General features: G+C 61.3%; 16 protein-coding genes and 2 pseudogenes. 12 read left to right on the top strand and 6 right to left on the bottom strand.

The annotated features are described in order from the left end of the window. Positions 1-46: 46 nt before the first annotated feature. Both ACWNZ1_RS13975 and ACWNZ1_RS13970 read right to left on the bottom strand, forming a co-directional pair. Positions 47-1,831 (bottom strand): IlvD/Edd family dehydratase, encoded by a 1,785-nt coding sequence (locus tag ACWNZ1_RS13975; protein WP_135845970.1) that lies wholly within the window; start codon positions 1,829-1,831, stop codon positions 47-49. Between the two features lie 41 nt (positions 1,832-1,872). Continuing rightward, a complete protein-coding gene (locus ACWNZ1_RS13970; RefSeq protein WP_265072162.1) occupies positions 1,873-3,054 on the bottom strand; it encodes a fumarylacetoacetate hydrolase family protein in 1,182 nt (393 codons plus the stop codon). A 113-nt stretch (positions 3,055-3,167) separates the two neighbouring features. On the opposite strand from ACWNZ1_RS13970, the gene ACWNZ1_RS13965 reads away from it, so the two are divergent. The 4 genes from ACWNZ1_RS13965 to ACWNZ1_RS13950 all read left to right on the top strand — a co-directional run bounded on the left by ACWNZ1_RS13965 (position 3,168) and on the right by ACWNZ1_RS13950 (position 7,389). Further along, positions 3,168-4,130, top strand: coding sequence for a LysR family transcriptional regulator (locus ACWNZ1_RS13965; protein WP_265072161.1), 963 nt, complete (start codon positions 3,168-3,170; stop codon positions 4,128-4,130). A 253-nt stretch (positions 4,131-4,383) separates the two neighbouring features. Next, positions 4,384-5,766 (top strand): MFS transporter, encoded by a 1,383-nt coding sequence (locus tag ACWNZ1_RS13960; RefSeq protein ID WP_135845967.1) that lies wholly within the window; start codon positions 4,384-4,386, stop codon positions 5,764-5,766. Then, the gene (locus tag ACWNZ1_RS13955; RefSeq protein ID WP_256453334.1) at positions 5,763-6,503 is read left to right on the top strand and encodes an SDR family oxidoreductase; all 741 of its coding nucleotides are present in this window, start codon (positions 5,763-5,765) and stop codon (positions 6,501-6,503) included. Before ACWNZ1_RS13960 ends, ACWNZ1_RS13955 begins: the two co-directional genes overlap by 4 nt. Positions 6,504-6,540: 37 nt before the next feature. Next, a complete protein-coding gene (locus ACWNZ1_RS13950; protein ID WP_135845965.1) occupies positions 6,541-7,389 on the top strand; it encodes an ureidoglycolate lyase in 849 nt (282 codons plus the stop codon). Between the two features lie 41 nt (positions 7,390-7,430). Here the strand turns inward: ACWNZ1_RS13950 and ACWNZ1_RS13945 are convergent, their stop codons facing one another. After that, positions 7,431-8,324 (bottom strand): LysR family transcriptional regulator, encoded by an 894-nt coding sequence (locus ACWNZ1_RS13945; RefSeq protein ID WP_135845964.1) that lies wholly within the window; start codon positions 8,322-8,324, stop codon positions 7,431-7,433. A 147-nt stretch (positions 8,325-8,471) separates the two neighbouring features. Between ACWNZ1_RS13945 and ACWNZ1_RS13940 the strand changes: the two genes are divergently transcribed. The 3 genes from ACWNZ1_RS13940 (at position 8,472) to ACWNZ1_RS13930 (ending at position 12,314) form a co-directional block, all read left to right on the top strand. Beyond that, on the top strand, positions 8,472-9,551 hold the full coding sequence (locus ACWNZ1_RS13940) for a 4-oxalomesaconate tautomerase (RefSeq protein ID WP_135845963.1): 1,080 nt from the start codon (positions 8,472-8,474) through the stop codon (positions 9,549-9,551). 136 nt (positions 9,552-9,687) lie between these two features. After that, positions 9,688-10,992: a CitMHS family transporter gene (locus ACWNZ1_RS13935; protein WP_135845962.1), complete on the top strand. Its 1,305-nt coding sequence runs from the start codon at positions 9,688-9,690 to the stop codon at positions 10,990-10,992. A 68-nt stretch (positions 10,993-11,060) separates the two neighbouring features. Further along, complete coding sequence (locus ACWNZ1_RS13930) at positions 11,061-12,314, top strand: OprD family porin (protein WP_256453332.1); 1,254 nt, start codon at positions 11,061-11,063, stop codon at positions 12,312-12,314. Between the two features lie 87 nt (positions 12,315-12,401). On the opposite strand, the pseudogene ACWNZ1_RS13925 reads toward ACWNZ1_RS13930, so the two are convergent. Beyond that, positions 12,402-12,977 (bottom strand): annotated as a pseudogene (locus ACWNZ1_RS13925) (methyl-accepting chemotaxis protein); the annotation flags it as partial. Between the two features lie 282 nt (positions 12,978-13,259). Beyond that, a pseudogene (locus ACWNZ1_RS13920) lies at positions 13,260-14,453 on the bottom strand (PDC sensor domain-containing protein); the annotation flags it as partial. A gap of 372 nt (positions 14,454-14,825) precedes the next feature. On the opposite strand from ACWNZ1_RS13920, the gene ACWNZ1_RS13915 reads away from it, so the two are divergent. The 4 genes from ACWNZ1_RS13915 to ACWNZ1_RS13900 all read left to right on the top strand — a co-directional run bounded on the left by ACWNZ1_RS13915 (position 14,826) and on the right by ACWNZ1_RS13900 (position 20,559). Next, a complete protein-coding gene (locus ACWNZ1_RS13915; protein WP_135845959.1) occupies positions 14,826-16,274 on the top strand; it encodes an APC family permease in 1,449 nt (482 codons plus the stop codon). A gap of 87 nt (positions 16,275-16,361) precedes the next feature. After that, a complete protein-coding gene (locus ACWNZ1_RS13910; RefSeq protein WP_135845958.1) occupies positions 16,362-17,783 on the top strand; it encodes an aldehyde dehydrogenase family protein in 1,422 nt (473 codons plus the stop codon). 11 nt (positions 17,784-17,794) lie between these two features. Continuing rightward, the gene (locus tag ACWNZ1_RS13905; protein WP_135845957.1) at positions 17,795-19,144 is read left to right on the top strand and encodes an aminotransferase class III-fold pyridoxal phosphate-dependent enzyme; all 1,350 of its coding nucleotides are present in this window, start codon (positions 17,795-17,797) and stop codon (positions 19,142-19,144) included. An 89-nt stretch (positions 19,145-19,233) separates the two neighbouring features. Further along, on the top strand, positions 19,234-20,559 hold the full coding sequence (locus ACWNZ1_RS13900; RefSeq protein WP_265072159.1) for an alginate export family protein: 1,326 nt from the start codon (positions 19,234-19,236) through the stop codon (positions 20,557-20,559). Between the two features lie 164 nt (positions 20,560-20,723). On the opposite strand, the gene ACWNZ1_RS13895 is transcribed toward ACWNZ1_RS13900, so the two are convergent. Next, positions 20,724-21,458: an IclR family transcriptional regulator gene (locus tag ACWNZ1_RS13895; RefSeq protein WP_256453328.1), complete on the bottom strand. Its 735-nt coding sequence runs from the start codon at positions 21,456-21,458 to the stop codon at positions 20,724-20,726. Positions 21,459-21,731: 273 nt separating this feature from the next. Between ACWNZ1_RS13895 and ACWNZ1_RS13890 the strand changes: the two genes are divergently transcribed. Next, positions 21,732-23,273, top strand: a complete 1,542-nt coding sequence (locus ACWNZ1_RS13890; protein ID WP_135845954.1) for an acetolactate synthase large subunit — start codon at positions 21,732-21,734, stop codon at positions 23,271-23,273. Positions 23,274-23,278: the final 5 nt, after the last annotated feature.

Here is a 23,278-nt window from a genome sequence, read left to right as displayed (position 1 = left end):
ATCGCTTCACGCTCGGTGCGCGGAAGCGATACTGAGCTTGCCCTCGTCAATGCGAATGACGCGGCTCCCCACTACGAGCAATCACTCGCAGATGCAAAGTCGCAGGCTCCAGGCAGCCCCCCGTGGACAGCTGTCCCACCAATTGCCGATACAGTTCCTGCCAAGGCGTTTGCGACGGCGGAATGTTCGGCGTCCACTCAAGCCGGCGGCGGTTCATTTCGGCGTCGTCGATCAGCAAGTTCACGGTTCGGGTGTTCAGGTCCACTTTCAGCCGGTCGTTGGTTTTCAGCAACGCCAGGCCGCCGCCCACGGCTGCCTCCGGGGACATGTTGAGGATCGACGGGCTTGCCGATGTGCCGCTCTGGCGCCCGTCGCCGAGGCAGGGCAGGGAGTCGATGCCTTGCTTGATCAGCGCCGCCGGAGGGGCCATGTTCACCACTTCGGCGCTGCCAGGGTAGCCCACGGTGCCAACGCCGCGGATCACCAGGATGCAGCGCTCGTCGATGTCCAGTGCCGGGTCGTCGATCCGGGCGTGGTAGTCCTCCGGTCCTTCGAACACGATGGCGCGGGCTTCGAAGCTATTCTCGGCACCGGGTTCGGACAGGTAGGTCTTGCGGAACGCTTCGCCCACCACCGACATCTTCATGATCGCGCTGTCGAAGAAATTGCCGCTGAGCACGATGAACCCGGCTCGGTGTTTGAGCGGGGTGTCGAAGGGGTGTATCACATCGGCGTTGCTGGTCAGGCTGCTGCGCACGATTTCGCCGATGGTCTTGCCGCTGACCGTGGCGCAGTCTTCATGCAGGCGTCCGGCTTTTTGCAGTTCATGCATGACCGCGGGCACGCCACCGGCCCGATGGAAACCTTCACCCAGGTACTTGCCCGCCGGCATGCAATTGACCAGTAACGGCACGTCCTCGCCAATTCGTTGCCAGTCATCCAGGCTCAGTTCGACACCCATGTGCCGGGCAATGGCGATCAGGTGCGGTGGGCAGTTGCTCGAAGCACCCAATGCCGAGGCCACGGCGATGGCGTTCTCGAAGGCTTCGCGGGTCATGATCTGTGATGGGCGGACGTCTTGCAGCACCAGTTCGCAGATGCGCTTGCCGGTGGCATAGGCCATTTGTCCGCGTTCGCGGTAGGGCGCTGGAATGCTCGCGCAACCGGGCAGCGACATGCCCAGGGCTTCGGCCAGGGCGTTCATCGACAGGGCGGTGCCCATGGTGTTGCAGTGACCCACCGACGGCGATGCGGCGGTGGTCATTTCCATGAAGCCTTCGTAATCGATCTCCCCGGCGGCCATCAGGTTGCGCGCATGCCAGAGCACGGTACCGGAGCCGATCAACTCGCCCTTGTGGTGACCGTCGAGCATCGGCCCGCCGGACAGGACAATCGCCGGCAGATCGGTGGTGGCCGCCGCCATCAGGCAGGCCGGGGTGGTCTTGTCGCAACCGGTGGTGAGCACCACGCCGTCCAATGGATAACCATGAAGGATCTCCACCAATCCCAGGTAGGCCAGGTTACGGTCCAGTGCCGCGGTGGGCCGGCGCGACTGCTCGGCGATCGGGTGCACCGGGAATTCCATGGGAATGCCGCCGGCGTCACGGATACCGGCCTTGACCCGTTGTGCCAGCTCCAGGTGATGCCGGTTGCAGGGTGTCAGGTCGCTGCCGGTCTGGGCGATGCCGATGATCGGGCGTCCCGATTGCAGCTCTTCGCGGGTCATCCCGTAGTTCATGTAGCGTTCGACATACAGGGCAGTCATGTCCGCGTGGGCAGGGTCGTTGAACCATTGCTCGCTGCGCAGGCGGCGTTTTGGCGTGTCAGTCATGATTCATTTCTCTCTTGTAATTAGGCGAATCGGCAAACGGTTCAGCGGGCGAGCAGTCCTCGGGCGGCCAGGTTGCGCAGCAAGGCGCCGACGCCGAAGGTCCAGGGTGTGGCGTCGCAGCTGTGGGTCACTTGATTATGCAGGCTGCCGAGCAACGGGCTGCTGATACTGACCCGATCACCCAGTTTGTGGGTGAAACCGCTGCCGGCATGATCACGGTCTGCGGTGGGGGCAAACAAAGTACCCAGAAACAACAGGAAGCCGTCCGGATATTGGTGATTGCCATTGAGTGTCTGGCCTGCCAGGTCCTGCGGGTCACGGCTGATCTGGCTCATCGAACTCGAGCCGTGCAGGCGGTAACCGTCCTCGCCTCGAACCTCCAGATCGACCACGCAGGTCCGCACATCATCGAGGCTGAAGCCTTCGTCAAACAGACGAATGAACGGCCCGATGGCGCAGGACGCATTGTTGTCCTTGGCCTTGCTCAACAGCAGCGCACTGCGGCCTTCGAAATCCCGCAGATTGACGTCGTTGCCCAAGCTGGCGCCGTGGATCTGGCCGCGGCTGTTCACCGCCAGCACCACTTCCGGTTCCGGGTTGTTCCATTGGGAGCCGGGATGAATGCCAATGTGGCTGCCGCTGCCGACGGCGGCCAGGACCGGTGCCTTGGTGAAGATTTCCGCATCCGGGCCGATGCCGACTTCCAGATACTGCGACCACATGCCCTGTTCGATGAGCCAGGCTTTCAGGCGCATGGCCTGCTCAGAGCCCGGCACGATCGAGCGCAAGTTGTCGCCGATCACATTGTGCACCGTGGCGCGCACAGCTTCGGCTTTTGCCGCGTCACCGCCGGCCTGTTCCTCGATCACCCGTTCGATCATGCTGGCGGCGAAGGTCACGCCGGCGGCCTTGATCACTTGCAAATCCAGGGGGGGCAACAGCGACGGTTTGGACGGATCGGCGTTGAGGCCGGTGTTGGCCAGCAGGGCTTCGACGCTGGCAATGAAGGTGCCCGGTGTCTGCCGCACGGCGGCCAGTGGCGAGTCGGTTTCCAGCAAGTCACTCAAGGTCGCGAAACGATCCGACAGATCGAACACCCCGTCGCTGCGCAGCACAATGGGTGAGGGGCCGGCGATCCGGCCAGGCACCCAGGCGCGGCCAATCAGGGTTCCAGCCACGCCATCGACCGGCAGGGTGTTCTCGGGAGTAAGCAGTAGCGACATGGCGTTTTTCCTGGTTCGTAAAGCCTTCACGCTAGGATGCAGGGTCGATAAACTCCAATGAGATATATTCAGTATTCGATAACGCCAGGTTATTGCCGGTCCGAGGAAAATCCATGTCAGATCTGTCCTTTTCCAGCTTCTGCGGCTGGCTCAAATTCCGTCATCTGTTGCTGATCGACACCTTGGGGCGCACGCGCAATATGCATTTGGCGGCGCAGCAGATGAACCTCAGCCAGCCGGCCATCAGCAAGATGCTCAAGGAAATCGAAAGCCTGCTCGGCTTTGCTTTGTTCGAGCGACTGTCACGGAGCATGCCGCCCACGGCTCTGGGTGAGCATGTGCTGCGTTATGCGCAGATCGCCTTGAATGACGCGCGTTCGTTCGTCGAGCAAATCAGCAGCCTGCGCGAGGGCGGTCACGGCTATCTCAAGGTCGGCGGGATCTTCGCCGCCACGGCGGTGGCCCTGCCCGAGGCGATCCTGCAGATCAAGCAGCGTTGGCCGTTGCTGTCGATTGAAGTGGTGGAACAGACCAGTAACCACCTGATGGAGATGCTCGAAGAGAAAAGGCTCGATCTGGCAGTAGCGCGTTTTACCGATCAAAGCCAGCAGCAGTATTATGACTTCCAGCCGTTGGCCCCGGAGCCGTTCTGCATCGTGGTCAACAGCCAGCATCCGCTGGCGAACGCCGGGCCGACGTCCTTGCAGCAACTGGTGGACTTGCCGTGGATTCTCTACCCGGTCGGCACGCCGATACGCGCACGCATGGAACTGGCCTTCGCCGAGGCCGGAGTAGGGATGCCGCGCAACACCATCGACACCATCTCCATGCAGACCTTTCTCCAGGTCCTGCAGCGCGGGCCAATGATCGGGATGCTGCCCAATGCCATGGTCAACCCGTTGCTTGAAAGCGGCCAATTGATCACCCTCGACACGCCACTGCACCTGGTGCCGCAGGATTACGGCATCCTCACGCGCAAGGGCGAGCAACTAGTGGGGGCGGCACTGGAGTTCGCGGACATTCTCAAGGAAAACGCTCGTCTGGCTGCAACATCGTCCACTCGAGAAAGTAGGTGAATCTGTGGGAGCAAGGCTTGCCCGCGATGCAGGCGCCTCGTATTCCCGCTGACCGCGTCGTCTTCATCGCGGGCAAGCCATGCTCCCACAGATAAATCCCCTCGCCACAAGTTAAGTGATTGCCGCTGGCACTTCGATAACGATCCGTTATCAGTTAATCCAAAAATGCCATTGGGAAAGAATCAATGCTCGACAGTAGAGTGACCCCCTCATAAAAACAATCAGGCATGCCCACATGCCCAGGGGTGACCTCATGCAAACCGTATCCGAGCATTTGCCAGCGCAAGCGCCTGCCTGCGAACTCGACTTTGAGGACCGGACCTACCGCAAGGTGATCTGGCGGATCCTTCCCGTCCTGCTCTTGTGTTACATGGCGGCGTACCTCGACCGGGTGAATATCGGCTTTGCCAAGCTCGACATGCTCAGCGAGCTGCAATTTAGCAACACGGTGTATGCCTTGGGCGCCAGTATGTTTTTCTGGGGCTATTTCCTTTTCGAAGTCCCCAGCAACCTGTTGCTGCATCGCTTTGGCGCGCGGTTCTGGATTGCCCGGATCATGCTGAGCTGGGCGGTCATTTCCATGGCCGTGGCCTACACCGTGCCGCTGGCGGGCTTCTTCCACATCGAATCGAGCAGCATGTTCTACGTGCTGCGCTTTCTGTTGGGCATCTGTGAAGCCGGGTTTTTCCCCGGCGTGATCCTGTACCTCAACTACTGGTTTCCCACCCATCGGCAAAGCCGGGTGATGTCCGGTTTCCTGCTGGCCCTACCAGTCAGCCTGACCCTGGGCGGGATACTCTCCGGTTGGCTGATGAACAGCATGCAAGGGGTGCATGGCCTGTCCGGCTGGCAATGGATGCTGCTCATCGAAGGCATTCCGTCAATCATCATGGCGTTTGTGGTGATCGTCTGCCTGGCCGACAACATCGACAAAGCCAAATGGCTGAGTGTCGCAGAAAAAGCCATGCTCAAGGCCAATCTGCACACCGACAACCAGGGCAAGGCCACACGCTTGAGCGAAGTGTTTTTCAACCCTCGGGTGTGGTTGCTGGTACTGATTCTGCTGACCTTCAATACCGGCTTCTACGGCCTGGCGTTCTGGATGCCCTCGATCATCAAGAGCACCGGCATCACCAACAGTTTGCACATTGGTCTGCTCACCGCCATCCCATACTCGGTGGCGATCGTGGCGATGCTGCTCAATGCACGGCACTCCAATCGCACCGGTGAGCGGCGCCTGCACGCGGCCATTCCTGCCTTCATCGGTGGCGTGGGCCTGATCCTCAGTGCCTTCTTCGCCGACAACCTGGTGTTGTCCGTGCTCTTTCTCAGTGTCTCCGCCTCGGGGATCCTCAGCCTGATGCCGATTTTCTGGACCCTGCCCGGGACGGTGCTCTCGGGCGTTGCCGCCGCGGCGGGCATCGGCATGATCAACGCCATCGGCAACTTGTCGGGTTTCACCGGCTCGATGATCACCGCCGTGGCGGAAAACCTCACCGGCAACATCAACAACGGCACCTATGTGCTGGCCCTGTGTCTGTTGGTCAGTGGCGGGCTGATCCTGGCCATTCCCGCATCGATGCTCGGCAGGACGCCAAAAACCGCGATCACCCCGGCAAACCTGGAGGCCGCATGAACCTGCAGAACAAACGGGTGCTGGTCACCGCCGCAGGGCAGGGCATCGGCCTGGCCAGCGCCATGGCCTTCGCCCGGGCCGGTGCCGAGGTGTTTGCCAGTGATATCGATATCCACGCCCTGGCGGGTATCGATGGGGTCACCGCCATCACCCTGGATGTCACATCGGCCACCGCCATCAGCGCCGCCTGCGAACGTATCGGTGGGTTGGACGTGCTGTTCAACTGCGCCGGTTACGTGCACAGCGGGAACATCCTCGAATGCGACGAAGCCGCCTGGGCGCGTTCGCTGGACCTCAATGTCACGGCCATGTACCGGACGATCCGCGCATTCTTGCCAGGCATGCTGGCGCGGGGTGGCGGTTCGATCATCAACATGTCGTCGGTGGCCTCCAGCCTCAAAGGCGTGCCGAACCGTTTTGCCTACGCGGCCAGCAAGGCGGCCGTGGTGGGCCTGACGAAGGCCGTTGCCATCGACTTCGTGACTCAGGGCATCCGTTGTAATGCGATATGCCCGGGTACCGTGGACTCTCCGTCGCTGCGTCAACGCATCGCCGCCCAAGCCGCGCAACAGGGCGTGGAGGAGGCACAGGTCTATCGGCAATTCCTCGAGCGCCAGCCCATGGGCCGTATCGGCAGTACCGAAGAAGTCGCCCAGTTGGCGGTGTATCTGGGCAGCGATGCGTCGAGCTACACCACTGGTGGCGTGCATGTCATCGATGGCGGCATGAGCATCTGAGCCCGGTTTTCACTTTGAATTTGAACAGGAGAAATCCATGAAACTGTTGCGTTATGGCGAAAAAGGTTCGGAGAAGCCCGGCCTGTTGGATGCCGATCATCAGATCCGCGACCTGTCGGGCCATGTCCCTGACATCGCCGGACAGGTCCTGGGCCCAGACAGCCTGGCAGCGCTTGCCGCCCTCGACCCGCGCAGCCTGCCGCTGGTTGCCGGCCAGCCTCGGATCGGCGCCTGTGTCGGGCAGGTCGGCAAGTTCATCTGCATCGGCCTGAACTACGCCGACCATGCGGCCGAGTCGAATATGGAGGTGCCGAAAGAGCCGATCATCTTCAACAAATGGACCAGCGCCATCTGCGGGCCGAACGACGACATCCAGATCCCGCGCGGCTCACTCAAGACCGACTGGGAAGTCGAGTTGGGCGTGGTCATCGGTAAAGGCGGGCGCTACATCGATGAAGTAAACGCCATGGAGCATGTCGCCGGCTATTGCGTCATTAACGACGTGTCCGAGCGCGAGTGGCAATTGGAACGCGGCGGCACTTGGGACAAGGGCAAAGGCTTCGACACCTTTGGTCCGCTTGGCCCGTGGTTGGTCACCCGGGACGAAATCGCTGATCCGCATACGCTGGATCTCTGGCTGGAGGTCGACGGACACCGCTATCAAAATGGCAATACCCGGACGCTGATCTTCAGTGTTCCGCAACTGATTGCCTACCTGAGCCGCTGCATGAGCCTGCAACCTGGCGACGTGATCTCGACCGGCACGCCACCCGGCGTAGGCTTGGGCATCAAGCCACAGCCGGTTTTCCTGCGTCCGGGCCAGACCCTGCGCCTGGGGATTGCGGGGTTGGGTGAGCAGCGTCAGGTCACAGTGCAGGCGGACTGAGCCAGCGGTCCTCGCCGCCGGCCCGGCTACCCACGCTGTATTCAGTCGATGCGCCACTGCCCGAGCAAAATCGCCACAAACTTCTCTGCGGCAGGCGAAAGGGAAGCGCCACGGCGATAAACCAGGCCCAAGGTACGCGTCACTTCCGGCTCGATCAGTGGCACGCTGACCAGGGTCGGATGATCGGCGGCGGGCATCGCCAGGCTCGGCATGGCCGACACGCCGAGGCCGGCTTCGACCATCCCCAGCGAGGTCGACAGGTGCTGCACCTCGTAGAACCACTTGGGCCGTAGGCCAAGCCCAGACAACGCATGGTCGAGCAGCATGCGGTTGCCGCTGAGGCGGCCCACGCCGATCAGGCGGTGCTCGACCAACTCGGTCCAGCTCACCGAAGCTCGGCTGGCGAGTTCATGATCACGGCGGCAGGCCAGCACGAAGTGCTCCTGGACCAGGGATACGAACTCGATGTCCGGGTGCTGCCCACTCATCATATTGATACCGAAATCGGCTTCGCCGCGCAGCACGGCCTCCAGGCCGTCGTTGGCGCTGAGGTCGAGCAAGCGAATGCGAATCTTCGGGTACTGCTCGTTGTATTGCCGGATGACCGAGGGCAGGAAGTAAAACGCTGCGGTCGGAATGCAGGCCAAGGTGACCTGGCCGGTCTGCCGTTCGGCCAATTCGCGGATGCTCAGTATCGAGTCCTCGAAGTCATCGAGCAGGCGGCGTGCCTTGGGCAGGAAATCGCGCCCCACGCTGGTCAGGCCGACGCGGCGGGTGGTGCGTTCGAGCAGAGGGGTACCCAGACCCTCTTCAAGCTTCTTGATTCGACGACTCAGGGCAGGCTGCGACAAGTGCAGGACTTCTGCCGCCTCATGAAAGCTGCCCAGTTCGGCGATTTTCACGAAAGATCGAATATCTTGCAGCTCATAATTCATAGGGAGACCGTTCCTTTGAGCAAGAATCTATTCATGTTTGTGAAGCAATAATAGCGACGATATTTGCATTGGATTGATTTATCCACCCCTGTCACTCTTGTTTTCAACACATCAATGTCCCCAATTGATCAACAAGAGTCAGTAGTTATGCAACGAATTCCTTGTGTGCTCATGCGCGGCGGTACCTCCAAAGGACCTTTCTTCCACGCCTGGGATCTGCCTACCAATATCGTCGAGCGCGACGAGATGTTGATCAACCTGATGGGCTCCGGTCACGAGCTGGAAATCGATGGCATCGGCGGTGGAAGTCCGCAGACCAGTAAAGTGGCAATCATCAGTCCGTCATTGCATGCCGATGCCGATGTCGACTACCTGTTCGTTCAGGTCATGGTCGCCGATCGCCGTGTCGACACTGCACCCAACTGCGGCAACATGCTCTGTGCGGTCGGCCCGTTCGCCATCGAACAGGGGTTGGTCAAGGCCACTGACGGCAAGACCCTGGTGCGCATCCGTAACCTGAACACCCAGACCTTCGTCAACGCTTTGGTAGAGACGCCCGGTGGCGTCGTGCGCTACGAGGGCCGCACGGCCATCGATGGCGTGCCGGGTACTGCGGCGCCGGTCCAGCTGACGTTCCTCGATGCCGTCGGCAGCAAGACCGGCAAGCTGTTTCCCACCGGCCAGGCAACCGATGTCATCGATGGCATCCCGCTGACCTGCATTGACATGGCTATGCCCATGATGATCGTCCATGCCAGCCACTTGGGCATGACCGGCAGTGAACGTCCGGCCGACCTCGACGCCGACACGCAACTGCGCAAGCGCCTGGAGGCGTTGCGCCTCAAGGCCGGCCGTGCAATGGGCCTGGGCGACGTGAGCAACATGGTGATTCCAAAACCGGTGCTTGTTTCCCACCCACGCGAAGGTGGCACGCTGCAGGTTCGCTACTTCATGCCCCACAGCTGCCACCGGGCACTGGCTATCACTGGCGCCATCGGCCTGGCGACGGCCTGTGTCAGCCCCGGCACCGTGGTAATGGATCTGCTCGGCGCGACCGCGCAGGAGCTGAGCCTGGTGCGTCTCGAACACCCCAGTGGCGGCATCGAGGTTGCGCTTTCACGCAGCGGTGCAGACGGCAAGACGATCCAGGCTTCGGTCGTGCGCACCGCCCGCCGGCTGTTCTCGGGTTTTGTCTACGCCCCGACGGTGCGTCGGCTCGCCGGCTGAGTTTGGTTCACCCGCGCATCCGTAAATCTTGATGTTGCAATACAATCGCTCCGAGTGCCGCCAGGTATCGGGTGCGATAGGCGGCCGCCTGCCTGTCGGGTGGTCACAAAGACAATAAAAACAAGAGAAACAACCCATGCTCGCACTCCTTGGCTTGGTCATGGTGGTGGCCTTTACCTACCTGATCATGAGTAAACGCCTGTCACCCATCGTCGCCCTGACGGTCGTGCCCATCGTCTTTGCCGTCATTGGCGGTTTCGCGCCGACCACCGGCAAGATGATGCTCGATGGCCTGAAGATGGTCGCGCCCTCAGCCGCACTCTTGCTGTTTGCCATTCTGTTCTTCGGGTTGATGATCGATGCCGGATTGTTCGATCCGCTGATCCGCAAGATCCTCAAGCGGGTCAATGGCGATCCGGTGAAAATTGCCATCGGGACCTCGCTGTTGTCCCTGCTGGTGGCACTCGATGGAGACGGCACCACCACTTACATGATCACCTGCGCCGCGATGCTGCCGCTGTACAAGCGCATCGGCATGAACCCGATGATCCTGGCGACCATCTCGATGTTGTCGCTGAGCATCATGAGTGGCATGAGCCCCTGGGGAGGCCCGGCCACACGTGCTATCGCAGCCCTTGGCCTGGACGCCACCGAGTATTTCATCCCGATGCTGCCGACGGTCATCGGTGGCGCGGCGTGGGTGGTGTTCACTGCGTTTCTGCTGGGGCGCAGAGAGCGTAAGCGCATTGGCAATATCACGCTCGAGTCCGGGGGCGGCAACTGCTATATCAAGGCGATCCTGGAAGACACCCCGCACAAGCGGCCGCGCCTGGCCTACGTCAACCTGGTGCTGGTGATCGCGGTGATGACCGCGCTGGTACTGGGGGTGATGCACGCCGCGATCCTGTTCATGATCGGCTTTGTGGTCGCCCTGATGATCAACTATCCGCAACTTGATGTGCAGAAGGAACGGATCCTGGCCCATTCCGGTAACGCCATGACCGTCGTCCTGCTGGTGTTCGCCGCCGGTATTTTCGCCGGTATCTTCTCGGGCACCAAGATGGTCGATGCCCTGGCGCAGACTCTGGTCGACTGGATCCCGCAATCCTGGGGGAATTGGTTCCCGCTGGTCGTGGCCGTGACCAGCATGCCGTTGACGTTCGTACTGTCCAACGATGCCTACTACTTTGGCGTGGTGCCTATCCTGGCCAACGCCGCCGCGGCCTACGGCATCTCCCCGGTGGAGATCGCCCGTGCTTCGGTTCTCGGTCAACCGGTGCATCTGATGAGCCCGTTGGTTGCCTCCACGCTGCTGCTGGTAGGCATGGTCGACCGGGACATCGGTGATTTCCAGAGAGCCACCGTCAAATGGGCAGTGCTGACCTCCCTGGTCATCACCGGCCTTGCCCTGGCCACCGGCGCCATCTCCCTCTTCGTCTGAACCCGGCCTGCGGGCGCCACATTGGCGCCTGCCGCCAGCGATCTCAACAACAAAAAGAGTATTCGACTATGTCCCGAGTCATTCTCCGCGGCGCTGCCTGCGCCACGCTGTGTGCCTGCGTCCCTGTGGCCGGCGCTGCCGGTTTTATCGATGACAGCAAGCTCAAGCTGCAACTGCGCAACGTCTACTTCAACGAAAACTTCCGCGACGAACAGGGCCTGAGTGCACGCGCCGCCGCTACCGCGAAAAGTGAGCGGGTGGAATGGGCCCAGGGCTTTCTGCTCGACTACCAGTCCGGCTTCACTCAAGGCACCCTGGGGCTTGGCCTGGATGCGTTGGGCCTGGTCGGCATGCGCCTCGACTCGGGACGGGGGCGTAGCGGGACGGGGTTGCTCCCGGTGCATGACGACGGCCGCGCCGCAGACGAGTTCGCCAGCGCCGGCGCTACGGCCAAGGCCAGGCTGGGTAGCACCGTCGTCAAGTACGGCACCTTGCTGCCCAAGACACCGGTCCTGGTCTACAACGATGCGCGCCTGCTGCCGCAGACCTACCAGGGCACCCAGATGGTCAGCAACGACATCGACGGCCTGACCCTGACCGCTGCCCAACTGGATCGTTTCAAGCTGCGTGATTCCTCCGACAGCACCGGCCTCTACATGGACGGCTACAGCGGCAGCAAATCGGGCGACTTCAGCTATGCCGGCGCCGACTACAAGGTGAGCAAGACCCTGCGCCTGAGCTATTTTCACGGTGAACTCGACGGTTTCTACCGCCAGGACTTCGCCGGTATCCAGCACGACTTGCCCCTGGCGGGCGGGGTGCTGACCAGCGACCTGCGTTACTTCAACAGTCGCGACGGCGGTGCGGCTTATGGTGGGCGTATCGACAACGACATGCTCAGCGGGCAATTGGCGTACGCCCACAGTGGCCACACCTTCGGCGCCGGCTATCAGGTGCTGGATGGGGAGGGCGGGTTGCCCTATATCAGCGGCGCCACTGTGTACTCGTTCAGCAACGTGGGCATCGGCAAGTTCATCGAGGAAGAGGAAAAGACTTGGATGGCCAGCTACGCCTATGACTTTTCTGTTTCGGGTCTACCGGGATTGACCTTCATGACGCGTTACCTGAGCGGCGACAATGGCCGCTCCGGCAGCGACGGCCTGAGCGAGTGGGAACGGGACATCGAATTGGCCTATGTGCTGCAGTCCGGGCCGCTCAAGGGATTGGGGGCGAAGCTGCGCAATTATGTCTACCGTGCGGACTTTGCCCGGGGACGCGACAGTAACCGTCTCTATCTGACGTACGATATCGCGCTGTGGTAGCCGGATATCCCTGCTGGGCTGCGCAGCAGCCCCAGACCAGGCACTGCGGTCGTCCAGGTGAAAGCGCGTCAGCCAGCGTTACGCCCTTTAAATCTTGAAATGACCCACCAGGCGCTGCTGATGGTTGGCCATGGCATGCAGCGAGTGGCTGGCCTGCGACGCATCCTGCATCTGGCCGGTCAGTGTTTCGCTGATGCTTCGGATGTCACTGACGCGACGGCTGATGTCTTCCACGACTGAACTTTGCTCCAGGGCCGCGCTGGCGATCTGCTGGTTCATTTGTTCGATCAACTCCACGGCCTCGGTGATGTGCTGCAGCGCCCCTTGGGTTTGTTCGACTTGAACGACGCTGCCCCGGGCCAGTTCGCGGCTCAATTGGGTGCTGTGCACCACGTCCTGGCTCAGCTGTTGCAACGCTTCGATCACCGTGCGTATCTGTTCGACCGAGTTCTGGGTGTTGCTGGCCAAGTGTCTGACTTCGTCCGCCACCACCGCGAAGCCACGGCCTTGTTCACCCGCCCTGGCCGCTTCGATGGCGGCATTCAAGGCCAGCAGGTTGGTCTGCTGGGCGATGGCGCAAATGACGTCCAGTACCTGGTCGATTTGTTGACTGTTGTCAGCCAACGCCTTTACCTGGCCGAGTGTCGTTTCCAGGCGTCGGTCGAGGGTATCGATGCTATTGACGGCGTTGGCGAACAATTCCCGCCCTGATCGGCTGGCACTTTCGGCGACGGTGGCAGCGTCTGCCGCTTGGTGAGAGTGGCGGGCGACTTCCTGGGCGCTGGTGCTCATTTCATGCAATGCGGTGGCGGCCAGTTCGACTTCCTGATACTGCTTGTGCATGCCCGCACTGACCTCCCGGGCAACCCGCGCAGAGGTATCGGCGGTGTCCCGGGTATCCTGGGAAGCCTGCTGGATGTCCCGGATGATGGGCTGCAATTTGTCGAGAAAGCGATTGAACCCACTGGCCAGTTGACCGAGTTCATCGCGGCGATCGGTGGGTAGGCGCCGGGTGAGGTCACCGTCACCCTCGACAATGGCATCGAGCATATGGGCCACGCTGAGCAGCGGTCGGGTCACCCCGTAAGCGGTCAGCCAGATCAGCAATAATCCCAGGCTGCTGGCCAGCAACCCCAGACTGAGGTTGAACCAGTTGGCTTGGCGACTCTTGTCATCCAACTGTGCCTGCATGGCCAGCGCCGGTGCCTGGACCAACGCTTCGGGCACGCGTATCTGCAACTGCCAAGGGGCGCTTTGCGTGACGGTTTGCACCGCTTGCCGCACGTCGATGGAGACACCCGTCACGCTGCCGCTGTGGCCGGCAGTTTGGCCGGACGGGGACAGAATGGTGATTTCGCTGTGGCCGGGATACAGGTCCGCGGCAAGACTGCCGGCGAGTTTCTGCAGGGTATCGAGGCTGATGTCCATGCCCACGACGCCGATGGCTTTGCCCTTGTCCATCAGCGGCACCGAAATGCTGCTCATCAGGGTTTTCTGGCCTTCGACCTCAACCGCATAAGGCTCTGTCACGCAGGTGCGCTCCTGAGTCTGTGGGCAGACGTACCAGGCGTTTGCCGGTTCGCTGCCCTCTGGCGCGTCATTGGCGAAGATCTGTGCTTCGCTGAGCACTTGCTGAACCAGGTTTCCAGGCTGGCTTTGCGACCAATACAGGGAAAAGCGACCTTGTTCGTTACTGGCCAGGCCACTTTGTCCTGCGAACGTCGAATCCTTACCTGCCAGCGCGTCGGGCAGCAGCACGACGTACAGACCGAGGATCTTCTCGCGACTGAGCAGTGTTTGGCGGGTCACGCTGATCAGGTCTTGACGCAGTTGCTCGGCGGTCAACCGACCGCTCTGGGCCTGGGCGCGCAGTTGCAGGACCTGTTGGGCAAACCCCTCCCCATATAGGGCGGTTTCGCTGAAAAAACGTTCCACCCGCTGACCGTGAGCGAAGGCCTGGGCTTGTAGGCCTTCCAGGGCCGATTGCCCAAGCAATTGGCTGCTCTGCAATTTCAACAGCTTGGCACCCTGTTGATTCTGGTAGAGGGTCGCGCCAGTCAATGCGCCGACGACGGCCAGCAGGGACAGCCCACTCAAGAGAGTGATGCGCCATTGGATAGTGAGGCGAGTGAAGAGCATGTTGAGGTTCCTGCGCCTGGGGCTTCAGGCCGCGCAGGCCAAGACCTGTTCAGGCGTTGGAAAGGCGCGAGCCACTTGATTTTTATTGTTCTGCGACCGGCATCGGGGTGGAAGGGCGGGCAAGGCTATCTTGCGGGATGAAGGGCCGGCCGGTTAGCCCGAATCGGCAACGACGGCCGTATGGCCTGGCATGGCGGTGGTCCACTTTGGGGCGGCGTCGGGGACGCTGCCGATTTGGGATAGCGAAGGGTTTTGGCCAGGGCATAGGATCGAATCCAGCGTGCAACCCAAAACAATAAGTGTCTGGAAAGCGGTGAAGCTAGCCGCGGCCCGATTCTACAGCGACTGCCTCATACAATAAGGTCAAGAGAAATGAGTGTGTCTTTCCCGATCAGCAGCTCGACGGAGTTGAAGCGAGGCGCCCTGGGCGTTGGCTTCATTATTTTCTTTGTGATTTCGGCAGCGAGCCCGCTGAGCGTCATCGCCGGGGGCTTTCCCATTGGCATCATGCTGGGCAATGGCGCTGGCACACCGGCCTTGCTGATCCTGGCGCTACTGGTGCTGCTGGCGTTCTCGGTGGGCTATACCGCCATGTCTCGGCACCTGACCAACGCCGGCGGTTTCTATGCGTTCACTTCCCGTGGCCTCGGCGGCCTGGCCGGTGGTGCGGCGGGGGTGTTGGCGATGTTTGCCTACAACATTCTCCAGGTTGGCCTGTACGGCATGTTCGGCGGTGTCGTTAGCGGCACCATGGCCAGCGTCTTCGGCGTGGAACTGCCATGGTGGTGCTATTCGCTCCTGGCGATGGCGAGCGTGGCGATTCTCGGTTATCGCAAGATCGACCTGTCTGCCCGGGTGCTGTCGGTGATGGTGATTGCCGAGTACCTGGCCATCCTGGTACTGGATTTCGCCATTCTCAGAACCGGTGGCGACAGTGGCATCAATCTCGATTCCTTCGACCGCAGCCATGTGTTCAGTGGGACGCCTTCTATCGGCTTGCTGTTCTGTTTCGCCGCCTTTATCGGCTTTGAGGCCACCACCATTTATGGTGAGGAAGCCAAGAATCCGCACCGTACCATTCCGATTGCAACCTACAGCTCGGTATTGTTGATCGGCGGTTTCTACGCCTTGTCGGTCTGGTCGATGGTGGTGGGCGTGGGGGCGGACAAGATCGTTCCAATGCTGCAAGCCCTGCAGGATCCCACCACGTTCATTTATGGCATGTCCGATCATTTTGTCGGCCCGCAACTGACCCAGATCATCCGGGTGCTGTTCATGGTCAGTATCTACGCCGGGCTGTTGGCGTTTCACAATGCCGCCGCACGTTACTTCTATGCCATCGGGCGTGACGGTCTGTTGCCGCGCCAATTGGGTACTACCCATCGTGTCCACCAGAGCCCGCACATGGGCTCGGCGCTGCAAAGCCTGATCGCTGCCGTGGTGGTATTGATTTTCGCTGCGTTGGATGCCGATCCGATCCTGCAACTGTTCGCCTGGTTCTCCAACCTGGCCACGCTGTGCGTGATTCTGCTCATGGCAATGACCTCGGCAGCGGTGTTTGTCTACTTTCGGCGTCACCCGGAACTCAAGGTGGGCGTCCTGCGCGGCCAGGTCTTGCCGGGCTTCTCCTGCCTGGCGTTGGTAGTGGTCCTGCTGCTTGCGGTGATGCATTTCGATGTGCTGACCGGCGCCAGCAAACTCTTGTCGTATGCCCTCTGCGCCGTCATTCCCGCAGCACTGATCGGCGGCGTATTCCTCGCAGCCCGGCTGCGCGAGGTCTCGCCCGAGCGGTTCATGGCTCTGGGCAGCCACAAGCTCTAGGGCATCACGCGGCACTGTTCAACTCTCACGAAAATACCGATCCACGTTGTTCGGGACGGCCCGTCAGCGCGCGAAAGGGAGGCTCTTATGCACGATTATCACATGCTCATCAATGGGGTTCAGGTCAGGGGTGAAAACGGCCACTTTGATGTACTCAACCCGGCGACCGGTAGCGTATTCGCCCAATGCCCCGCCGGTTCCCTGGCTCAGTTGGACCTCGCGGTCGCAGCGGCGCAGGCAGCCTTCGGCGAGTGGCGCCACAGCACTCACGAGGATCGTCGCGAGCGCCTGCTGAGCATCGCCGCGGATATCGAGCAGCAAGCCCAGGCATTGGCCCGGCTCATCGTCCTGGAACAAGGCAAACCATTGGCGCTCGCCGTCTCCGAGGTCATGGGCGCGGCGGCTTGGACGCGCTATGCCGCCGAGCAGCAGATTCCAGTGGAACTGGTGGAAGATACCCCGACCCAGCGCATCGAGTTGCACCGCAAGCCACTGGGGGTCGTGGCCTCTATAACCCCCTGGAATTGGCCGTTCATGATCGCTGTCTGGCACATCATGCCGGCGCTGCGTGCCGGTAACTGTGTGATCAGCAAACCGTCAAGCCTGACCCCCTTGAGCACGCTGCGCCTGGTGGAGATCATCGCCCGCCATGTTCCACGGGGCGTGATCAATGTCGTGACCGGTGAGCAAGGTTTCGGCAGTGCGATCACCGCGCACGCCGGTATCCAGAAGATTGTCTTCACTGGCTCGACCGCCACGGGCCAAAGCGTGATGCGCGGCGCCGCTGGCAATCTCAAGCGCTTGACGCTGGAGCTGGGCGGCAATGATGCCGCCATCGTGCTGCCTGGCACGCCGGTCGAGGCGGTGGTCGAAGACATTTTCCAAGCGGCCTTCCTGAACATGGGGCAGACCTGCGCCGCCCTCAAGCGGTTGTACATTCACCAATCCCAATATGAAGCCTTTGCCCAAGCCCTGATGCGCATTGCCGCGCGTCAGGTCGTGGGCGACGGTTTGGAGCCCGAGGTCACTTTCGGTCCGGTGCAGAACCTGGAGCAGTTGGAGCTGGTGGAGGCGCTGGTGGCTGACGCGCGCGCCCAGGGGGCTCGCGTTTTGTGCGGGGGTGCACGTCTGGACCGACCGGGATTTTTCTATCCGCCGACCCTGGTCGCCGATGTGACGGACGGGCAGCGCCTGGTGGATGAGGAGCAGTTCGGCCCGGTGTTGCCGCTGATTGCTTATCAGAATGTCGAGGATGTCCTGCGCCGCGCCAATGCCGGCGACATGGGGTTGGGTGGGTCGGTCTGGGGCGCTGATGTCGAGCAGGCACAGGCCTTGGCCGGTCGCCTTGAAAGCGGCGTGGCCTGGGTCAACTGTCACGCACAAATCCAGCCGAATACACCCTTTGGCGGCAGCAAGATGTCCGGGTTCGGTGTCGAGTTCGGCCTTGAAGGGTTGCTGGAATTTACTGGCCAGCAACTGCTGTTTGTACGCAAGCGTGAAACTGAGTGAGGACTTGAACCATGTATGAGCAATACAAGACAGCGCAGAAAAAGTTCTGGCACCCGATGAGTTCTTCGGCGCCAGCGCAGCGCGCCAAGACGTTGGTCATCGCTCGGGGTGACGGTAACTACATCACCGATATCGAGGGCCATCGCATGCTCGATGGCGTTGGCGGTTTGTGGAACGTCAACGTGGGCCACAACCGCGCTTCGGTGAAGGCGGCCATCGCCGCGCAGCTGGATGAACTGGCCTATTACCAGACATTCGACGGCATCGCCCATCCCCGGGTGTTCGACCTGGCTGAGCGCCTGACCTCAATGTTTGCCCAAGAGAACATGACGCGGGTGCTGTTCAGTTCCGGCGGTTCCGATGCGGTGGAGACCGCGCTGAAAATGGCGCGCCAGTACTGGGTTGCCAGTGGTGAGCCGGGGCGAATCCGCTTTTTGTCGCTACGCAACGGTTACCACGGCGTACACATGGGCGGTACCTCCGTGGGGGGCAACGGTGTCTACCACTACAACCACGGGCCGCTGTTGGCGGGCTGTCATTTGCTTGATACGCCCTGGTTGTACCGCAATCCCTGGGATTGCCGGGATCCGGAAGAGCTGACCGCCCACTGCATTCGCCAGTTGGAAGAGCAGATCGCACTGCTGGGTGCCCAGACCATCGCTGCGCTGATCGCCGAGCCGGTGCAGGGCGCCGGTGGGGTGATTGTGCCGCCGAAGTATTACTGGAAGAAGCTACGCGAAGTCTGTGATCGCCATGGCATTTTGTTGATCGCTGATGAAGTCGTGACGGGTTTCGGTCGCACGGGTTGCATGCTGGGCAGTCGTGGTTGGGGTGTCGCGCCGGACGTGCTGTGCCTGGCCAAGGGCATTACCGCCGGTTACATCCCCATGGGTGCCACCGTCTTCAACCAGCGCATCGTCGATGCGATCGAGAATGGCCCGGGCTTCAGCAGTGTGATCATGCACGGCTACACCTACAGCGGGCATCCGACCGCTTGTGCGGCGGCCCTGGCGGTGCTGGACATTGTCGAGGCCGAGGATCTGCCGGGTAACGCGGGGACAGTCGGAGCCCAGTTGCTGGAGCAACTGCAACCGCTGACCGAACGTTATGCGGTGGTGGGCGAGGTGCGCGGCAAGGGCTTGATGATCGCCGTGGACCTGGTGGCGGACAAGGTCACGCGCGAGCCGCTTGACCCGGCCAACGGCCTGGCCTCGCGCATCGCCGAGCAAGCGCGTCGGGCCGGTGTACTGGTGCGCCCGATAGGTAACAAAATCGTGATGTCGCCACCGCTGACCCTCACCAGCGACGAGGCTGCCCTGATGGTCGGCGCGTTGGACAGCGCGCTCGCCGATTGCCGCTAGCCTGTTAACCTGTTTGCCGGCGCAGTGTCCTGCGCCGGCTCCTGAATATAAAGACGGCCTTCAAAGGTGCGCCACAAGGAGCTCCAGCCATGCGGTCTCTATCGCGTATGGATTTTTTCGGCAGAGGTCTTGCCTGTACGCTGGCGCTTTGTGCCACGAGTCAGGTTCAGGCCTATGAGTTGTATGCCGACGAAGACACTCACCTCAACGCCGACATGCTGGCGGTGTTCGGCCATTTCAACAGCCGCAAGAACTACGACGGCACGCCCGGCGGTTCAACCTGGCGCGAAGGTTTCATCAAGTATGGCGTCAGCGGCGACCAGGGCCTGGTCGGCCGTGGCACTGCCTATGGTGCGTTCAACCTGATCAGTTCCGCCACTTGGGGCGATGGCGATCCGGCCGGTAATTCCCTTGGGTCCGAGCGCACCACCAAGATCGAAGACGCTTACCTGGGTTGGCGCTCCGCCGATCTGTTCCCTGTGCTGGGGCAGGACGGTGTCGACATCTCCGGTGGCCGCCAGGTGGTCAAGCTGGGCCGGGGATTCTTGATCAACGATGACGGGCCGAACCTGGGCAAAGGGCCGGCCGATGGTCGCTTGAATCGTGGGGGCGCCTATTACCTGGCGGCCCGGCACGCCTTCGATCAAACCGCCGTGTTGCGCCTGGGTGGGCAGGATGGGCTGCATGGCAGTGCGGTGTGGCTCAAGTCCGACAACCGCGCCCAGGCCGAAACCGAACTCGCCGCCGGGACGCTGGATTACACCGCCAAGGCCGGTACGTTGGGGCTGACGTGGGTGCATGGCATCGACGTGAATGACCGGTGGGCCAGCGATTTCCAGAAACAGCGCAAGGGCATGGACGTCTACAGCATTCGCGGGGAAGGCGATGCGGGGATCGAGAATGCCAGCCTGGCATTTGAGTACGCCTGGCAAGACAAGGACGCCGGTCCCGAGAAAGCCTGGTACGCCGAGGCCGGATACACCTTTGCAAACGTCGCCTGGGCGCCGAAGCTGACCTATCGCTATACCCGCTATTCGCAGAAGTGGGATTCGCTGTTTACCGGTCAAAGTACCGGCTATGGCACCTGGTTTCAGGGCGAGGTCGCGGGTAACTACGCTGGGCCATTCAACACCAACACGGGTATCCACCATGTCGGCCTGAAGGCCACGCCGTTGGAAAACCTGACCCTCGGCGTGTTGTACTTTGATTTCAATACCGTGCGCAAAAGCAACGCCCTCAATCTGGACGCGCGGGAGCTGGATCTATATGCCGAGTGGGCCGTCAATCAGCATTTGATCGTCACGCCGTTGATAGGTCTCTACAAGCCGGATCGGGACGCCACGACGGGGGGCAATCAAGTGGCGGGCAATGGTACCAACGTGTACAGCCAGGTGACGGTGGCCGTGCCGTTCTGAGGCGGGGAGCTGATTGGCTAAACCCGTAGCGCTGGGGCGCACTGTAGGAGCTGCCGAAGTCTGCGATCTTTTGATCTTTCGCTTGAGATTCAAGTGTCCGGGAGAAAGATCGCAGCCTCGCTTCGCTCGACAGCTCCTACAGCGCCAGCCCGGCCCACACGGGTTCAGTGCATTCGTTCGGCGATGCGGCGGGTGGTGTCCATCACCATTTCAATCACGGTCTCCTGGCGCAGCAGCTTGAAGTTGTGGGTGCTGCCGACGGCCGAAAGGCTGCCCACCACTTCGTCGAGCTTTGGGTTGACGATCGGCGCCGCAATACCAGTGAGCCCCAGGTTGAGTTCGTCGTGCGTCAGGCAATAACCATCCTTGCGGATCTTTTTCGCTGCCTTGGAAAAGCTTGCCCAGTCATAGGCATTGTCCGGGTCATTGGCCATGTGCTCTTCGAACAAGCGTTGCAGGCGCCGTCCCTTTTGAAAGGCGATCAGTACCTTGGATTGTGCACCGCGAAAAAACGGCAGCGGCTGGCCGCGCCCGAATGCGAACTGGTAGGTGTCATTCGGTTCGGCGATGTAGGTGTTGATGATGTGTCCGTCATAGAAAACGCTGGCGAACACTGCCAGGCCAGTGGCTTCGGACAGCTCGTGCATCAACTCGCGGCCCGCCACGAGGATCGGGTCGTACTGGCGCATCATCCAGTCGAGTTCGATGATGCGCGGCCCCAGGCCATAGCTGCCGGCATCCACCCGCACCAGCAGGCCGGCATCACACAAGTCCTTGACATAGCGGTACACGGTCGCCCGTGACAGGCCCATGCGCTCGGCGATGGTCTCGGGGTCGATCTTCAGCGTTGCCGGGCCGAAGAGGTCCAGCACACTCAGCATTTTGCTCAGACTGCTCATTTCGCTCCTAGAGGGGGAATGGCGCGTAGGTGGTCGTTGGGTGAGCACTATAGGTAGCCGCGGCGGTGAAGAAAAGCCCGCAGGCTCGCTCAGGAGCGCGTTGTCACGGTAACCCAATGCCTGAGAAATACAAGCTGAATTGCAGCGAATTGCTCGCTTAAAAAATGCATTAATCTCAAGATATGATTTTAATGCAAGAAAATAGCTTGTTTTGTCGATTCTTCTGTGTGATAAATCTCAGCCACTGCAAACGCTCGATCAAGAGGGCTGGAAATGAATGGTGCGCAACTGATAGTGAAGGCGGCGGTGGCAAGCGGTATCGAATACTGCTTCGCCAATCCCGGAACGACTGAAATTCCCCTGGTGGCAGCCATGGCCAGTGCGCCAGCTCTCAAGCCAGTGTTGTCCTTGTTCGAGGGGGTATGCACCGGTGCTGCGGACGGCTATGGCCGGATTGCCGGTAAGCCGGCGATGACCCTGACTCACTTGGGGCCAGGCTTTGCCAATGGCATTGCCAACCTGCACAACGCGCGGCGCGCCAACACCCCGATTGTCAACGTCATCGGCGATCACGCGTCATGGCACGTCAATTACGATCCGCCGCTGGCCAGTGATATCCAGGCGCTGGCCGGGAGTGTTTCCGGCTGGGTGCGCACATCGCGTACCGCCTCAGGCGTAGGGGAAGATTTCCAGGAAGCGGTGCGCGCGGCCTGGCAAGCCAAGGGGCAGATTTCCAGCCTGATCCTGCCAATGGACCTGCAAGCCCATGAAGTACAGAGTGAGCGCGCCTTCACCGCGTTGCAGGCTCCGGTTCGGCGTTTTGCCGGTGACCGGATCGAAGCGGTCGCACAGGCACTGCGTGATGGCCGGCGCCTGGTTTTTATCGTTGGCGACCAAGGCTTGTCCGTGGCCGGGCTCGAAGCGGCAGGGCGCCTGGCCCAGTTGCCGGGTGTGCGCCTGTTCGCCGAAACCTTTCCGCGCTTGAGCTATCGCGGGGGTGGCCTGCCTGACCTGGATCGCCTGCCTTACTTCCCCGAAGTGGCCATTGAGATCCTTGATCAATACGACGCGGTGGTTTGTGCCGGCGTGCCGGATCCGATCAGTTATTTCGGCTATGAAGGCATCGCTTCTCGCCTGGCGGAACGTGAACGCCTGCTCTGCCTGGCGGAAGTGGGGGACGACGTTGCCGGAGCGCTCACTGCGCTTGCCGATGCGCTTGAGGCGCCGGCTTATGTGCCAACGCCAACCGGTATTGAGCTGCCGTCAGGCGATGCCACGTTGACGCCCCAATCCGTAGGGCAAGTGCTGGCCGCATCGCTGCCGGACGACTGCATCGTTTCGGTGGAAGGCGGGACATGTGGCTATCCATTCTTCACCGCCTCGGCCCACGCCGCGCGGCATCGGGTCTTGACCAACACCGGTGGGGCCATCGGCCAGGGTATTCCGGTGGGCTTTGGCGCCGCCATGGCCGAGCGTGGCAACGCGGTGTTCTGCCTGCAATCGGACGGCAGTGCCCAGTACACCATCCAGACCTTGTGGAGCATCGCCCGCGAACAACTGCCAGTGGTGATCCTGATTGCGGCCAACCATCGCTACGCCATTTTGCAGAACGAGTTGCGCCGCTTTGGCATGACCGAACTGGGCCCCGAAGCCTTGAGCCTGACCGTACTGGACCGTCCACGCATTGATTGGAAAGCCCTGGCCAAGGGCTATGGCTTGCCGGCCAGCACTGTGCACACCAATGGTGAGCTGCACCGCGCCCTGGCCAACGCCAAGGCCGACGGCGGTCCTTGCCTGATTGAAATGGCGCTGTGAGGGAG

This window comes from Pseudomonas sp. CFBP 5748, from assembly GCF_053850495.1.
The sequence above is the reverse complement of the archived record's forward strand: the minus strand, read 5'-3'. Positions and strand labels throughout refer to the sequence as shown.